The sequence below is a fragment of the Streptomyces sp. NPDC057307 genome (assembly GCF_042667665.1).
GTDB lineage: Bacteria > Actinomycetota > Actinomycetes > Streptomycetales > Streptomycetaceae > Streptomyces.
Map to the genome: position 1 here is coordinate 13,703 of NZ_JBHUZM010000107.1, position 14,186 is coordinate 27,888.

The window sequence follows — 14,186 nt, forward strand, 5'->3', positions numbered from 1 at the left end:
AGGCATCTCACGGGAACCTCCACGCTTCACCCAGTCGGTGACCAACGCGCGATGCCCACCCGGGATCGTAAACGCTCGGGAAGCGAGGCTCCACCCCTTTGTCCGGCCGATCGACCAAGCGGCCGCTCGGCTCCCACGGGGCCACCGCCTTGGCCCCCGGCCCCCGGCCTGCCCCCCCGCTCTCACTTGGCGTCCGAGTACCGCTCCACCGTCGCCGTCGTGAAGGGAAACCGCACCGGCGTCTCACCGAAGGCGATCCGGCCCGCCAGCTCCCCCGCCTCGCGGATCGCCACCGCCACGTCCGCCGCCTCCGCCAGCGGACAGTGCACGATCACCTCGTCGTGCTGGAAGAAGACCAGCTCGGCGCGCATGTTCGCGGTCGCGCTCCGCAGCGCCGCCAGCATCAGCAGAGCCCAGTCGGCGGCGCTGCCCTGCACCACGAAATTCCGCGTGAAGCGCCCGCGCGCACGGGCGTTCGACGACGCGTACCCCGGCGTGAACTCGCCCCCGCCGGACGGCACTTCGCCGGACGACGGGTCGTCGGCCTCCTGGGGGATGCCCGCCTCGCCGCCGTCCTCCGAACCGGCCGCCGGCGGACTTGTCCGGCCCAGCCAGGTCCGTACGAGCCTGCCCTCCTCGCCCGCCTTCGCCGCGTCGTCCACATACTCGACCGCCTTGGGGAACCGTCTTCGCAGGGCGGCCAGATTCTTCAGGCCGTCGCCGGACGTCTGGCCGTAGATCGCGCCCAGCAGCGCGAGCTTGGCCTGCCCGCGATCACCGGCGAACGCCCGGTCCGACAGCACCTTGTACAGATCGTCGTCATGCCCGGCGACCTCCATCAGCCCCCGGTCGCGGGAGATCGCGGCCAGCACCCGCGGCTCCATCTGGTCGGCGTCCGCCACCACCAGCCGCCATCCCTCGTCGGCGACGACCGCTCCCCGTATGACACGCGGGATCTGCAACGCGCCGCCGCCGTTGGTCGTCCAGCGGCCGGAGACCGTACCGCCCGGCAGATACTCCGGACGGAAGCGGCCGTCCCGCACCCAGTCCTGGAGCCAGCTCCAGCCGTGCGCCGTCCAGATGCGGTACAGCTTCTTGTACTCGATCAGCGGAGCCACCGCCGGATGGTCGATCTCCTCCAGCTCCCACCGCCGCGTCGACTTCACCTTGACCCCGGCCCGGGTGAACGCCCTGATCACGTCCGCCGGCAGATCGGGCCGTACGCGCCGCCCGAACGCCTCGGAGACCTGATCGGCCAGCTCCGCCAGCCGCCGCGGCTCGCCCCCGCCCGCGTACCGCTCGCCCAGCAACTCGTCCAGCAGCTCACGGTGCACATCCGCCCGCCACGGCAGACCCGCGCCGTGCATCTCGGCGGCCACCAGCATCCCCGCCGACTCCGAGGCCGTCAGCAGCCGCATCCGGGCCGGATGCGCCGCCGCGTCGTGCCTTCGCTGCTGCTCCGCGTACACCTCCAGCAGCCCGTCGAAGGGCACCTCCGCGCCCGCCCGCGGCTCGAAGAGCGAGGACTGCGAACCCGGCTCGGCGGCACGCTGCGGCGGATCCGCCGGTACGGGCCCACGCCGCAGCCGCGCCCAGGCGGCTGCCGCCGACCTGGGCTCACCGAGCCGGCCCTCGTGGCCGAGGAGCAGCAGCTCCGCCGCCTCGATGTCGTAACACCGCTCCACCCGCACCCCGGCGTCCAGCAGCCGGGGCGCCAGCTCGGCCGTGGACCGCCACACCCACCGCGTCACCTCGGGGAGCCGCGCCCTGACCGCCTCGACGAGATCGGGCTCACGCACCACGGGACCGGCGGGGCGCGCGTCAGCGCCCAACGGCGCGAGCCACGCGCCGCCGCCCTCCGCCGGGGCCAGAGCCCACCGTCCGCTCATGAATCCGAGTCTCCCAGCAGGGTCTGACAACGGGCCGCCGCGGCACCGACCGGGGCGAACCGGCCTCGCCGGAACAGACCCGGGCGGAACATTCGAGAGGCGGACGGGGCTGTGCACAGAGACCATCGAATGACGCGCACAACACGGCTCACACAGCAGGGCTACACAGCAGGGCTACAAAGCACGGCCACACAGCACGGCTGCACGACATGGCTCACTCGACATGACTCACTCCGACCACATCGACATCGCTCCACGGAGTTCTACGTTCTACGGAGGCTGACATGCAGGCGATCGTTTTCGAGGAGTACGGCGGTCCTGAGGTGCTTCAGCTCACGGACATCGAGCAGCCGCAACCGGCGCCGGGACAGATCCGCGCGTCCGTCCGGGCGGCGGGGGTCAACCCGGCGGACTGGAAGATCCGTAAGGGCTGGATGGCGGAGGTCTTCCCGACGGAGTTCCCCGCCGTCCCCGGCAGCGAGTTCTCGGGGGTCGTGGACGCCGTCGGCGACGGTGTCATCGGACTCTCCGTAGGAGACGAGGTCCTCGGCTGGTCCGTCGGCGGCGCCTACGCGCAGTACACGCTGGCCACCGTCGTCGTACCCAAGCCGGCCGGGCTGAGCTGGGACGTGGCGGCGGCGCTGCCGGTCGCGGGCGAGACGGCCCGGCGGGTGCTGGACGACCTGGCCATCAAGGAGGGGGAGACCCTACTGGTGCACGGCGCGGCCGGATCGGTCGGCTCGATGGCGGTCCAGCTCGCCGCGGCGCGCGGCGCGACGGTCGTCGGCACCGCCTCCCCGGCCAACCACGACTACGTACGGCTGCTGGGCGCCACCCCGGTGACGTACGGCGACGGGCTGGTCGAGCGTGTCCGCGCCGCCGCGCCCCAGGGAGTGGACGCGGTCTTCGACACCGCGGGCAAGGGCGCGCTGCCGGACTCGATCACCCTGCGCGGCGGTACGGCCGACCGGATCATCACGATCGCCGACCCGACGGCCGCCGAGCACGGGGTGCCGTTCTCCTCGGGCGGCTCGACCCCGGAGGAGAGCCGCGCGGGCCTCACCGAGCAGGCCCGACTGGCGGCGGACGGCACACTGCGCGTCCTGGTTGCGCAGACGTACCCCCTGGCCGAGGGGGCCGAGGCCCAGTCGGCGAGCGAGTCGGGTCACACGCGCGGCAAGCTGATCATCAAGCCATGACCTGACGGCGGCCCCACTGGGGCGGGACAGGGCGGGCGGGACGTCAGGGGACGTGCGGGACGCGTCGGGGCAGAGCGGGACGCGGTAGGGCCGGACCCGGGGACGGGTGGTGTCGGTGTCGGGGATCTGTCAGCTCCCTGTCGGTCGCCGCTGCGAGCCTTGGAGCCGTCGGACGGGTGAAGGCGGCGCGCGTGAGCGCTCCGCCGCCATCCGCCTCCGACGAATCCAGCCGGCCGGTCGGCCGGCCGCCCCGAGCGCGAGGAGCCCGCACTCATGTCTTCCCGACCCGGCACCCAGCGATGGGACGTCCACCGGCTGCCCCCCGCCCGGGGCAAGACCTTCCTGGTCACCGGCGGCAACGCGGGCATCGGCTACTTCGTCGCGGAGCAGCTCGCCGGCACCGGAGCCACGGTCGTGCTCGGCAGCCGTAGTCCCGAGAAGGCGGCAGCCGCGAAGGACTCGATCCGCTCCCGCGTCCCGGGCGCCGACATCCGCCACCTTCGGCTGGACCTCGCCGACCTGCCGTCCCTCAAGACCTCGGTGGACACCCTGGAACTCGACCGCCTCGACGCGGTCGTCCACAACGCCGGGGTGGCGCTCGACGACCCCCCGCGCCGTGAGACCGAGGGCGGCGACGAGCTGATGTTCGGGACCAATCACCTCGGCCACTTCGTGCTGACCCAGTGGCTGGCGCCCTTGCTGTCCGCCGCGCCGGCGGGGCGCGTCGTGACGGTCGGCAGTTTCGCGGCGAAGTCCGAGCGGCTGGACCTGGCCGATCTCCAGTCCACCGAGGACTACCGTCCCAAGCGCACCTACGGCCGGTCGAAGCTCGCCCAGATGTACTTCGGCCTCGAACTCGACCGCCGTCTGCGCGCCGCGAACAGCACGGTGCTCAGCGTGCTGGCCCACCCCGGAGGCGCGCTGGACTCCCTCACCCCGTCCCGGCCGCCGGTCCACGTGCGCACCGCCGGTGAACGCCTGCGCTCTCTGCCCGCCGGTCTCCTCATCCAGGGCAAGGAGGCCGGCGCGTGGCCCGCCGTGCGGGCCGTCCTCGACCCGGAGGTGGGCGGAGGGCAGCTCTGGGGGCCGCGCGTCTTCGGCCTGCGCGGCCGGCCACGCACCGAGGTCGTCCGTGCCCACCTGGCCGACACCGCCGTGGCGGCGCGTCTGTGGGACGCCAGTTGCGAGCTGACCGGCGCCGACCCCGCCCTCGGATTCGGCCCCGGCCCCGCCCTCCGGTAGTCGGCGGGAGCCCCCTACTCCAGTTTGCGCACGACCCGCGCCGGATTGCCGACCGCCAGGACCCCGGCCGGCAGGTCCTTCGTCACCACGGCTCCCGCGCCGACCACCGTGTTCTCGCCGATCGTCACGCCTGGACAGACGATCACCCCGGCGCCGAGCCAGACGTTGTCGCCGATGGTCACGGGTGACGCCCGCTCGAAGCCCGCCCGGCGGCGCTCGGTGTCGAGTTCATGGGTGGGCGTGAGCAGTTGGACGTTCGGGCCGATCTGGACGTCGGAGCCGACGGTGATCGGCGCGCAGTCGAGGAAGACCGCGCCGAAGTTGATGAACGTACGGGCACCGATGCTGATGTATGTGCCGAAGTCGCAGCTGAACGGGGGCCGGATCCGTACGTCCTCGGCCACCGAACCCAGCAGCTCACCCAGGATCCGCGTCCGCCCGTCCGCGTCGGGCAGCCCGTCCCCGGCCGTCCCGTTGTACGCGGAGCACAGGTCGGCCCGCCGCCGGGACTCGGCCTCAAGCTCCTCGTCGTCCGGCAGATACCACTCGCCGGCCAGCATCAGCGTCTTGTTGTCGCCCATGTGCGTGCGTGTCCTCTCGTCGGGAGTTCCACCACGGTAGGTCGGAGCGCCGGATCGTGGGAGGGAACCCCCTGACCCTGTGGACAGACGGGCGACCGTGCAGGTCGCGCAGTAGTTCGATATGCACAGCCTGTGGATAACTCGTCTTCTGGGACCATGGACGTCGGCCCGTCGGCCCGTCGGCCCGTCGTCGCGACGGCCGGGGGCGGGGGCGGGGCGATCACAGGAACAAGGGGAGACAGAACCATGCCAGGTGCGCCAGGTGCGCCAGGCGAGTCGGACGCGGTCGGCGGCACGGTCGACGGCGCCTTCGCCGTCGCGCTCTACGCCGACTCGGCGGCGGACGGCGGCAGGGGCCTGGACACCGGCGCCTCGCTGCTCGCCGCCGACCCGGCCGCCGACATCGAACTGCGCCGACGGGGCGAGCGGTTCCTGCGCCGCGCCTGGGAGCGCGGCTGGCAGCCCGCCGACGTCGTACGGCTCGTGAGCCGCGACCTCGACGAGCCGCACATGCGGCTCGTCGGTGAGCTGATCACCGCGGAGGCCGTCCGGTACGAACGGGTGGCCCCGCGCTGGGGTGCCCAGCTCGCGGAGATCGCGGCGGACCTCGAAGCCGACCGCAAGGCCGGGGTGCCGCCCCGGTCCGCCGACCGCTTCTCGTACGCGACCACCACGCTGGAGCTGTACCGGCTGCTGATCAGGCTCCCGGCGATCGAGGCCGTGGGGCCGGTGCCGGGCACGCCCGTCCATGTCCCAGCGGCCGACGGGGAACCGCGCATGCTCACCCGGATCCGCGCCCTGCTGGCCAAGGCCGAGGGCACCGACTTCCCGGAGGAGGCCGAGGCGCTGAGCGCCAAGGCGCAGGAGCTGATGGCCCGGCACAGCATCGACGAGGCGCTGCTCGCCGACCGCGCGCACCGCGGCGACGTACCGGCCGCCTGCCGGATCGGGGTGGACGCGCCGTACGAGACGGCGAAGGCGATCCTGCTCGACGCCGTCGCGTCCGCCAACCGTTGCCAGTCGGTGTGGAACAGCGGGTTCGGTTTCTCCACCGTGGTCGGTTTTGAGCCGGATCTGGAGGTGGTGGAGCTGCTGCACACGTCGCTGCTCGTGCAGGGGACTGCGGCGATGACCCGCGCGGAGGCCGCCCAGCGGGCGTCGGGCCGCAAACGGACGAAGACCTTCCGGCAGTCGTTCCTCATGGCGTACGCCCACCGGATCGGCGAACGGCTCGCGGCCACCGCCGAACAGGTCACGGCCGACGCCGCAGAAGCCGAGGCCGCCGGCGCCGATGCCCCCGCCCTGACGGACGGCGGCGGAGGGCGGTTGCTGCCCGTCCTGGCCGCACGGGACATGGCGGTCACCGACCGCGCGGAGCGGATGTTCCCCGAAACGGTACGGACGAGGGTGCGCGGTGTGACCGACGGCGAAGGCTGGGCGCACGGTACGGCGGCGGCGGACCGGGCCCGCGTCACCTCCTCATAAAGAGGGCGCCGAGTTCAGGTAACCCGGCGCCCTTATAAAGAGAAAGCGGTCTCCGTCACGGCACCGGAATGTCCGTCGGCAACCCCTCGGGCAGTTTGCCGGGCTCCGTCTTGGTGAGGCTGTCCTTCGTGCCGCCCTGCCACGAAAGCACCAGTGTCTTCCCGTCGTTGGAGTCGATCGACCCCATCGTGCGGTCGGTGTTCCCGTCGGCGCACTTGAGCGACAGCATCGGCTCGCCGCCCATGTCCTGGACGTCGCCCTGGCAGATGTGCTCGTCGGCGATGAGCGCGACCTTGCCCTCCTTGACGGACAGCGCGACCGCCTTGCCCTCCGTCATCCCCGCCCAACTGCCTTCGAGGCTGTCGGCGGTGGAGCCGGCGTCCGGGCTGGCTTCGTCGGTACCGCCGGCCGGCTCGCTCGGGGCGGGTGCGCTGGTGCCCTTGTCCTTGCCGGAGTCGTCACCGCTGTCACTGCCGCCGCAGCCGGTGAGCGTGAGCGCGACGACGAGTCCCGCCGCGGCGACACCGCTTCGTACGAGCTGGTGCATGTATCCGTCCCCCTTCAGTTCCACGACCGCGCCAAGCTACCAGGACGGTCGCCGAGAACTGCGGCGGCGAGTTCCGGACGAGTACCGGAAACACCGGCACCGAAAGGGCTTTCCGTTCGTCTCAATGAATGGGTCATACGTTCGCAAGCCTGTAGTCAAGAGAACACCCCCCGTGCACGTGCATCTGCTCATGCATTGGCATGTGAACACAGCTATGATCCGAGCTAGTTGACACCTGCACCATGCAACTCGGGGAGCGTCCTGTGCACCACGCGTACAACGGCATGGCGGCCACCGAGCTTCACGGAGTCGTCTGGCAGAAGAGCAGGCACAGCAATTCGCAGGGCTCATGCGTCGAGTTCGCCAAACTGCCCGGCGGGGGTGTGGCGGTACGGAATTCACGCCACCCCGAAGGACCCGCCCTCGTGTACACCCGGGCCGAGATCGTGGCCATGCTGGCGGGTGTGAAGGACGGGGAATTCGATCATCTGACGGCCTGAGACCAAGTCCTCACGCCGCCCGTCGTCATTCGGTCCGCAGCCGGAACAGCGCCCAGACCACCTTGCCGTGCAGCGAGCCGGCGAGCGGATGCCAGCCCCACGTGTCGCTGAACGAGTCCACCAGGAACAGCCCTCTGCCGGACTCCGCGGCGAAATCCTCGTCCGACTCGCGCGCGGTGGGACCCGCGTAGCTGGGATCGCGCACCGCGCACACCAACCGGGTCGTCCAGCGCATCAGATGCAGCCGTACGGGCGGTTCCTGCGGCTCGCGCGGTGTGTCCGAAGGGAGGGCGTGGCGCAGCGCGTTGGTGACGAGTTCGGAGACGACCAGCGCGACATCGTCGAACCGGTCGTCAAGTTCCCACTGACAGAGCGTCGTCCGGGTGAACTGCCTTGCGCCGCGCACCGCTTCGTAGCGGGCGGGCAGCGCGCACGACGCGGAGCTGGAGACGGCTGCGGGATCGATCGGCGGAAGCCCCTGCCTTAACGGCTCGAGCACGGTCGATCCATTCGTCCCCATGCGAGGCACTCCCCGGGATTCGCGGCCGTAGCGATACTGCGGTGGTACAGCGTCACAACACGTCAAACACGAACGAGCACGCAGGTGCGGCGAGGACCATGGTTCCCAATGCGCAGGGCAGATGCAAGGGCAGATGCACGTGCACGTGACCGACTTGTCCATGGATACGACGTTCTGGATTATTTCTTCTCTCGACCACTTTCTCGCTCTTCCCAAAGGCTTCTCATTTCTGTAATCGAATGAGTACGGGCTGATGCGTTTGATGGCACAATCCGGCTCTCAGGGTTCGGGGGTACTCCGAGGGTGTCGTGGGATAAATAGTGGGAGATGGACCGTATGGGGAGGGTTGGAGACGTGACCGCAGTGGAACCGGGCGGATCCGTGGTGCGGCGCATACTGCTGGGCTCGCAGCTGAGAAGGCTGCGTGAGTCGCGCGGCATCACGCGCGAGGCGGCCGGTTACTCGATCCGCGCGTCCGAGTCCAAGATCAGCCGTATGGAGTTGGGGCGGGTGAGTTTCAAGTCCAGGGACATCGAGGACCTGTTGACGCTCTACGGAGTCGCCGACGAGATGGAGCGAGGGTCCCTGATCGGTCTCGCCCGTGAGGCCAACGTCGCCGGCTGGTGGCAGAGCTTCGGTGACGTACTGCCCGGCTGGTTCCAGACGTACATCGGACTCGAAGGCGCCGCCTCACTGATCCGTATCTACGAAGTCCAGTTCGTGCACGGTCTGTTGCAGACCGAGGCGTACGCCCACGCGGTCGTCAAGCGCGGCATCCCCAACGCCCCCCAGGCGGAGATAGACCGCCGCGTCGCGCTGCGCCAGGAGCGACAGAAGGTGCTCGTCTCCGAGCGCGCCCCGCGCTTCCACGCGGTGCTGGACGAGGCCGCGCTGCGCCGCCCGTACGGCGACCGGTCCGTGATGCGCGGCCAGTTGGCCCATCTCATCGAGGTCTCCGAGCATCCGACGGTCACGCTCCAGGTGATGCCCTTCAGCTTCGGCGGGCACGCGGGCGAGAGCGGCGCCTTCACGATGCTGCGCTTCCCCGAGTCGGACCTCTCCGACCTCGTCTACCTGGAACAGCTCACGAGCGCGCTGTATCTCGACAAACGGGAGGAAGTCACCCAGTACGAGCGGGTGATGACCCGGCTGCACGAGGACAGCCTCGGGCCGGCCGAGAGCCGTGATCTGCTGAGAGGCCTGCTGCAACTCTCCTGAACGAGCGAGCTTGACCACGAAAGACCACGAGCGACCGTGAATGACCGCGCTCGATCGAGGCCGTACGACCGCGCGGGCGACGATATTCGGACGTTCTTGAAGCCCCTTGACTCTGATGCGGCGTAAGTATGATGACGTGACATCAGTTTTCCGGTTCTGAGGTTAGGGATCACATGTCCTTCTTCGCCGAACTCGACCAGCAGTACATCGACGGCGAGTGGCGGCCCGGCAGTGGCTCGTGGGACATCATCGATTTCAACCCCTATAACGGCGAGAAGCTGGCGTCGATCGCGGTGGCGACAGCCGACGAGGTGGACCAGGCGTACCGGGCCGCCGAGCGGGCGCAGACGACCTGGGCGGAGACCAACCCGTACGCCAGGAGGCGGGTCTTCGAGCGCGCGCTGCGCGTCGTCGAGGACCGCGAGGAGGAGATCACCGAGGCGATCATCGCCGAACTCGGCGGTACGCGCCTGAAAGCGGCGTTCGAGCTACGCCTCGCCAAGGAACTCCTGCGCGAGGCCGTACAGCTCACGCTGCGCCCCGAAGGCCGGATACTCCCCTCGCCCGTGGACGGCACGGAGAACCGGGTCCACCGTGCGCCCGTCGGCGTGGTCGGTGTCATCAGCCCCTTCAACTTCCCCTTCCTGCTGTCGCTCAAGTCGGTCGCCCCGGCGCTGGCACTCGGCAACGCCGTCGTACTGAAGCCGCACCAGAACACGCCGATCTGCGGCGGATCCCTGGTGGCCAAGGTGTTCGAGGACGCGGGCCTGCCCGCCGGGCTGCTGAACGTCGTCATCACCGACATCGCCGAGATCGACGACGCGCTGATCGAGCATCCGATACCGAAGGTCATCTCCTTCTCCGGCTCCGACCGGGTGGGACAGCACGTCGCCGTCGTCTGCGCCAAGAACTTCAAGCGCTCCGTGCTCGATCTCGGTGGGAACAGCGCGCTGATCGTGCTCGCGGACGCCGATGTCGACTACGCGGTCCAGGCCGCGGTCTTCAGCCGGTACGCGTACCAGGGCCCCGTCTGTATGGCGGCGAACCGCATCCTGCTGGACCGCGCGGTCGAGCAGGAGTTCACCGAGAAGTTCGTCGCCAAGGTCAGGACGCTGGCCGTCGGCGACCCGGCCGACCCGAAGACGGTCATCGGCCCGCTCATCAGCTCCCAGCAGGCCGACGCCGTCGGCGCGCTGGTCGACGAGACCGTCGAGGCGGGCGCGACCGCACTGGTGCACGGCAGGGTCGACGGCAATCTCGTCTCCCCGACCGTGCTGACCGGCCTGGCCGCCGACTCGCCCGTCCTGGCCCAGGAGATACTCGGCCCGGTCGCGATCCTGCTGCCGTTCGACAGCGTGGACGAGGCGGTCAGGATCGCCAACGACACCCGGTGCGCGCTCAGCGCCTCCATCCACACCGGCGATGTCGAGCGGGGCGTACGGGTCGCGCGGCGGATCGACACCGGTGTGATCCACATCAACGACGGCACCGGCCACGACGAGCCGATCGTCCCGTTCGGCGGTGAGAACCACTCCGGGGCCGAGTGGCTGAACGCCGAGTCGATGGTCGACGCCTTCACGACCCAGAAGTGGATCTCGGTGCAGCACGGGCGCTCCAGCTTCCCGTTCTGAGCCTGAGGTGGTCCGGAGCTACTCGTTCCCCGCCGGGCTGTCCGGTCCGTCCGTGAGTGATTCCAGCAGTTCGGCGGCCCGTCCCGTGTCGTCGCTCACCTCCGTGCGCTCCGCCGGCGTCAAACCGACGGCGGAGGCCCTGTCGAGCAGGCCACGTGCCTCCTCGATGTCGTTCAGACGCTGCGCGACGTCGGCGCGCAGCACGAGCAGCCGGTAGAGCTGCACGGCGGTCGGCGACGCGCCCTCCTTACCGAGGCCGCCGTCGCTCGCCTCGGCGTCCCTGAGGGCGCGGTCGAGGACCTTCACGGCGGCCCCCAGGTCCTCCTTCGAGTCCGCGAAGGCCACCGCCAGATGCAGGGCGCGCGCGTACGGCTCCTTCGGAGGGGGCTGGTGGTGCCCGTCACTGTCGGTGTCGTTGGGCTGTCCGATCCGGATGGTGTTGCCGCCCGGATCCGTCATGAGGAACTGCCGCACGCCGTACGACATTTCCTTGACCGGCCCGATCCGGGGCAGCCCGCGGGTCGGGATCTTCCCGTACGCCGCCTTGAGCCCGGCACGGAAGGCGGAGTGCATCCCGTCGACGTCGTCGGTCAGCACGTAGCAGCCGCTGAACGACACGCTGGGCTCGTACTTCTTCATGCCGAAGAACTGCAGTTCCACGTCACCGCGCTCGACGACCGCGTAGGCGTAGGGACTCTTCTGTATGAAGGTGATCTCGAAGCCGAGTGCCGAGTAGAAGTCGACTACGGGTTGGATGGTCTGACACGGGAGGAGCGGGATGGTCTTCTCTGTCATGTCGAGTAGTCTAGTCAAAGTTGAATAGAAGGGTACGGCGATGTCAGCGATCCGGCTGCTGGTGCTCGGCGCGGTGCGCCAGCACGGCCGCGCGCACGGCTATCAGATCCGCAACGACCTGGAGTTCTGGGGCGCGCACGAGTGGTCGAACGCCAAGCCCGGCTCGATCTACCACGCGCTGAAGCAGATGGCGAAGCAGGGCGAGCTGCTGGCGCACGAGGTCGCGCCGAGCACGGCGGGCGGCCCGCCTCGTACGGAGTACGAGCTGACGGAGGCCGGGACCGCGGAGTACTTCCGGCTGCTGCGTGAATCCCTGGTCGCCTACGACCAGAAGACGGACGTGCTGTCGGCCGGAGTCGGCTTCATCGTCGACCTGCCGCGCGCCGAGGCGGTCGAGCTGCTGAAGGAGCGCGTGCGGGCGATCGAGGGCTGGCGGTCTTCGGTGACCGAGCACTACGTGCCCGAGGACGGCCCGGAACAGCTCGGGCACATCGGCGAGATCATGAATCTGTGGATCAGTCAGGCCGACTCCGGGGCGGAGTGGACGCGCGGGCTCATCGAGCGCATCGAGGCCGGCGCGCATGTCTTCTCCGGCGAAGGGGACCCCTTCGTCGGGGTGCTCGCCAAGGGTGAGGAGAACCCGTACGCGACGGGCGTCCCCGCCGAGGGCGACGACGACTGACGAAGGCTGACGGCGGCCGGCGGCGGCCGATTCGGTGGGGGAATCTCCACTAATCAAGTTTGATTAATCTCCTCTCCTGGGTTACCTTTCCGCCTGTAGTCAAGTTTGACTACAAGGTGGAGGGGCTGGAGGCGAAGGCATTGACCGACGTGACGGACGTGATCGTCATGGAAGGCGTACGCAAGCGGTACGGCGAGAAGGCGGCGCTCGACGGGCTCGACCTGGTGGTGGCGGGCGGCACCGTGCACGGGGTCCTCGGGCCGAACGGAGCGGGCAAGACAACGGCCGTACGGGTGCTGGCCACGCTGCTGCGGCACGACGAGGGCGTGGTGCGGGTCGCGGGGCACGACATCCGTACGGAGGCGCGGGAGGTACGCCGGCGGATCGGGCTGCTCGGGCAGCACGCGGCGGTGGACGAGGAACTGAGCGGGCGGCAGAACCTGGACATGTTCGGGCGGCTCCACCACCTCGGCGCCCGGCGGGCCGCGTCGCGTGCCGAGGAACTGCTGGAGCGCTTCGGGCTCGCCGACACCGGGCGCAAGGCGATCAAGCAGTACAGCGGGGGGATGCGGCGCCGCCTGGACCTGGCGGCCTCGCTGATCACCGACCCGGCGGTGCTCTTCCTTGACGAGCCGACGACCGGACTCGACCCGCGCGGGCGGGCCGAGGTGTGGGCCGCCGTGCGCTCGCTGGTCGGCGGAGGCACGACCGTGCTGCTGACCACGCAGTATCTGGAGGAGGCGGACCAACTGGCGGACCGGATCTCGGTCGTCGACAACGGACGCGTGATCGCCGAGGGCACGGCGGACCAGCTGAAGGCGAAGGCCGGCGGCGACCGGATCGACATCGTGGTGCGGGACGCGGCGCAACTGGCCGCGGCGGTAGGGCTGTTCGGGGACGAGGCGACGGTGGACGAGGACCGCCGGCTGATCGGCGTGCCCGCCGCGGACCGGATGGCCGCGCTGACCAGGGCCGTACAAGTGCTGGAGGCCGCCGGGATCGAGGCGGAGGACGTCGTGGTGCGCAGGCCGACGCTGGACGAGGCGTTTCTGCAGCTGACGGACCGTACGAAGGAGGCCGTATGACGACGACGAACACCTGGGTGCTCACCGACAGCTGGACGATGACGCGGCGTGAACTGGCCCGCTGGCAGCGGCAGCCGGTCCAGGTGGTCGTCGGGTTGCTCTTCCCGGTGCTGCTGTTGCTGATGTTCGGCTACCTGATGGGGGCGGGGAGGGGCGTCGAGGGCGAGTACATCGGCTTCCTCGTCCCCGGAATGCTCGCGCTGACCATGGTCTTCGGGCTTGAGAGCACGATGCTGGCCGTCACCCAGGATCTCGGCAAGGGGGTCATCGACCGGTTCCGCTCCATGCCGATGGCGTCCTCGGCGGTGCTGGTGGGCCGGAGCGTCGCGGACATGTTCCAGTCGGCGCTGAGCCTGGTGGTGATGATCGGGGTCGGGTTCGCGCTCGGCTGGCGCTGGCACGGCGGATTCGCGGCGCTGCTGGGGGCGGTGGGGCTGCTGCTTCTGCTGCGGTTCGCGATGCTGTGGCTCGGCATCCAGCTGGCGATGGTGGCCGGCAAGCCGGAGATGGTGCAGGCGGTGCAGATCCTCGTCTGGCCGATCGGTTTCTTCTCCAACGCCTTCGCCACACCCGAGTCCATGCCGGGCTGGCTGGGGGCCGCGGTCGAGTGGAACCCGCTGTCGGCGACGGCGGCCGCGGTACGTGATCTGTCCGGCGTACCGGGGCAGTTGAGCGGCTCGTGGGCGGCCGAGCACGCGTATCTGCTGGCGGTGGCGTGGCCGGTGGTGCTGATCGCGCTGTTCTTCCCGCTCGCGGTCGGGCGCTTCCGCAGGCTCAGCCACTGACCGTTCGGCGGTCGGCCGGCGTCCGGA

14 protein-coding genes are annotated in these 14,186 nt (G+C 70.1%); 9 read left to right on the forward strand and 5 right to left on the reverse strand.

Annotation, left to right across the window (positions count from 1 at the left end):
* Positions 1–182: 182 nt before the first annotated feature.
* Positions 183–1,889: a bifunctional 3'-5' exonuclease/DNA polymerase gene (locus ACFUN8_RS28015; RefSeq protein WP_383643237.1), complete on the reverse strand. Its 1,707-nt coding sequence runs from the start codon at positions 1,887–1,889 to the stop codon at positions 183–185.
* Positions 1,890–2,173: 284 nt separating this feature from the next.
* Between ACFUN8_RS28015 and ACFUN8_RS28020 the strand changes: the two genes are divergently transcribed.
* Together ACFUN8_RS28020 and ACFUN8_RS28025 are read left to right on the forward strand one after the other, a co-directional pair.
* Positions 2,174–3,088 carry an NADP-dependent oxidoreductase gene (locus ACFUN8_RS28020; protein WP_383643240.1) on the forward strand — a complete coding sequence of 305 codons (915 nt, stop codon included), beginning with the start codon at positions 2,174–2,176 and terminating at the stop codon, positions 3,086–3,088.
* A gap of 273 nt (positions 3,089–3,361) precedes the next feature.
* A complete protein-coding gene (locus ACFUN8_RS28025) occupies positions 3,362–4,330 on the forward strand; it encodes an SDR family NAD(P)-dependent oxidoreductase (RefSeq protein WP_383643243.1) in 969 nt (322 codons plus the stop codon).
* A gap of 14 nt (positions 4,331–4,344) precedes the next feature.
* Here the strand turns inward: ACFUN8_RS28025 and ACFUN8_RS28030 are convergent, their stop codons facing one another.
* A complete protein-coding gene (locus tag ACFUN8_RS28030; protein ID WP_383643246.1) occupies positions 4,345–4,911 on the reverse strand; it encodes a sugar O-acetyltransferase in 567 nt (188 codons plus the stop codon).
* Between the two features lie 246 nt (positions 4,912–5,157).
* Between ACFUN8_RS28030 and ACFUN8_RS28035 the strand changes: the two genes are divergently transcribed.
* A complete protein-coding gene (locus ACFUN8_RS28035) occupies positions 5,158–6,396 on the forward strand; it encodes a DUF2786 domain-containing protein (protein ID WP_383643249.1) in 1,239 nt (412 codons plus the stop codon).
* Between the two features lie 55 nt (positions 6,397–6,451).
* Here the strand turns inward: ACFUN8_RS28035 and ACFUN8_RS28040 are convergent, their stop codons facing one another.
* Positions 6,452–6,967, reverse strand: a complete 516-nt coding sequence (locus ACFUN8_RS28040; RefSeq protein ID WP_383643252.1) for a hypothetical protein — start codon at positions 6,965–6,967, stop codon at positions 6,452–6,454.
* Positions 6,968–7,206: 239 nt separating this feature from the next.
* Here ACFUN8_RS28040 and ACFUN8_RS28045 point away from each other — a divergent pair, with 239 nt between their 5' ends.
* A complete protein-coding gene (locus ACFUN8_RS28045) occupies positions 7,207–7,443 on the forward strand; it encodes a DUF397 domain-containing protein (protein WP_031230206.1) in 237 nt (78 codons plus the stop codon).
* 25 nt (positions 7,444–7,468) lie between these two features.
* Here the strand turns inward: ACFUN8_RS28045 and ACFUN8_RS28050 are convergent, their stop codons facing one another.
* On the reverse strand, positions 7,469–7,963 hold the full coding sequence (locus tag ACFUN8_RS28050; protein ID WP_382572107.1) for an ATP-binding protein: 495 nt from the start codon (positions 7,961–7,963) through the stop codon (positions 7,469–7,471).
* 336 nt (positions 7,964–8,299) lie between these two features.
* Between ACFUN8_RS28050 and ACFUN8_RS28055 the strand changes: the two genes are divergently transcribed.
* Positions 8,300–9,181, forward strand: coding sequence for a helix-turn-helix domain-containing protein (locus tag ACFUN8_RS28055; RefSeq protein ID WP_382572106.1), 882 nt, complete (start codon positions 8,300–8,302; stop codon positions 9,179–9,181).
* A 173-nt stretch (positions 9,182–9,354) separates the two neighbouring features.
* Positions 9,355–10,812, forward strand: coding sequence for an aldehyde dehydrogenase family protein (locus ACFUN8_RS28060; RefSeq protein ID WP_383643257.1), 1,458 nt, complete (start codon positions 9,355–9,357; stop codon positions 10,810–10,812).
* An 18-nt stretch (positions 10,813–10,830) separates the two neighbouring features.
* Here ACFUN8_RS28060 and ACFUN8_RS28065 read toward each other — a convergent pair whose 3' ends face one another.
* On the reverse strand, positions 10,831–11,607 hold the full coding sequence (locus ACFUN8_RS28065; RefSeq protein ID WP_383643259.1) for a bleomycin resistance protein: 777 nt from the start codon (positions 11,605–11,607) through the stop codon (positions 10,831–10,833).
* Positions 11,608–11,647: 40 nt separating this feature from the next.
* Here ACFUN8_RS28065 and ACFUN8_RS28070 point away from each other — a divergent pair, with 40 nt between their 5' ends.
* The 3 genes from ACFUN8_RS28070 (at position 11,648) to ACFUN8_RS28080 (ending at position 14,159) form a co-directional block, all read left to right on the forward strand.
* Positions 11,648–12,289: a PadR family transcriptional regulator gene (locus ACFUN8_RS28070; RefSeq protein ID WP_383643262.1), complete on the forward strand. Its 642-nt coding sequence runs from the start codon at positions 11,648–11,650 to the stop codon at positions 12,287–12,289.
* Between the two features lie 149 nt (positions 12,290–12,438).
* On the forward strand, positions 12,439–13,374 hold the full coding sequence (locus tag ACFUN8_RS28075; RefSeq protein ID WP_383643268.1) for an ATP-binding cassette domain-containing protein: 936 nt from the start codon (positions 12,439–12,441) through the stop codon (positions 13,372–13,374).
* Complete coding sequence (locus ACFUN8_RS28080) at positions 13,371–14,159, forward strand: ABC transporter permease (protein WP_383643265.1); 789 nt, start codon at positions 13,371–13,373, stop codon at positions 14,157–14,159. The genes ACFUN8_RS28075 and ACFUN8_RS28080 overlap by 4 nt, the downstream gene beginning before the upstream one ends.
* Positions 14,160–14,186: the final 27 nt, after the last annotated feature.

Coding starts and splice junctions, on each gene's coding strand:
- ACFUN8_RS28015 (WP_383643237.1), bottom strand. CDS start 1,889: ATGAGCGGACGGTGGGCTCTGGCCCCGGCGGAGGGCGGCGGCGCGTGG.
- ACFUN8_RS28020 (WP_383643240.1), top strand. CDS start 2,174: ATGCAGGCGATCGTTTTCGAGGAGTACGGCGGTCCTGAGGTGCTTCAG.
- ACFUN8_RS28025 (WP_383643243.1), top strand. CDS start 3,362: ATGTCTTCCCGACCCGGCACCCAGCGATGGGACGTCCACCGGCTGCCC.
- ACFUN8_RS28030 (WP_383643246.1), bottom strand. CDS start 4,911: ATGGGCGACAACAAGACGCTGATGCTGGCCGGCGAGTGGTATCTGCCG.
- ACFUN8_RS28035 (WP_383643249.1), top strand. CDS start 5,158: ATGCCAGGTGCGCCAGGTGCGCCAGGCGAGTCGGACGCGGTCGGCGGC.
- ACFUN8_RS28050 (WP_382572107.1), bottom strand. CDS start 7,963: ATGGGGACGAATGGATCGACCGTGCTCGAGCCGTTAAGGCAGGGGCTT.
- ACFUN8_RS28055 (WP_382572106.1), top strand. CDS start 8,300: ATGGGGAGGGTTGGAGACGTGACCGCAGTGGAACCGGGCGGATCCGTG.
- ACFUN8_RS28060 (WP_383643257.1), top strand. CDS start 9,355: ATGTCCTTCTTCGCCGAACTCGACCAGCAGTACATCGACGGCGAGTGG.
- ACFUN8_RS28065 (WP_383643259.1), bottom strand. CDS start 11,607: ATGACAGAGAAGACCATCCCGCTCCTCCCGTGTCAGACCATCCAACCC.
- ACFUN8_RS28070 (WP_383643262.1), top strand. CDS start 11,648: ATGTCAGCGATCCGGCTGCTGGTGCTCGGCGCGGTGCGCCAGCACGGC.
- ACFUN8_RS28080 (WP_383643265.1), top strand. CDS start 13,371: ATGACGACGACGAACACCTGGGTGCTCACCGACAGCTGGACGATGACG.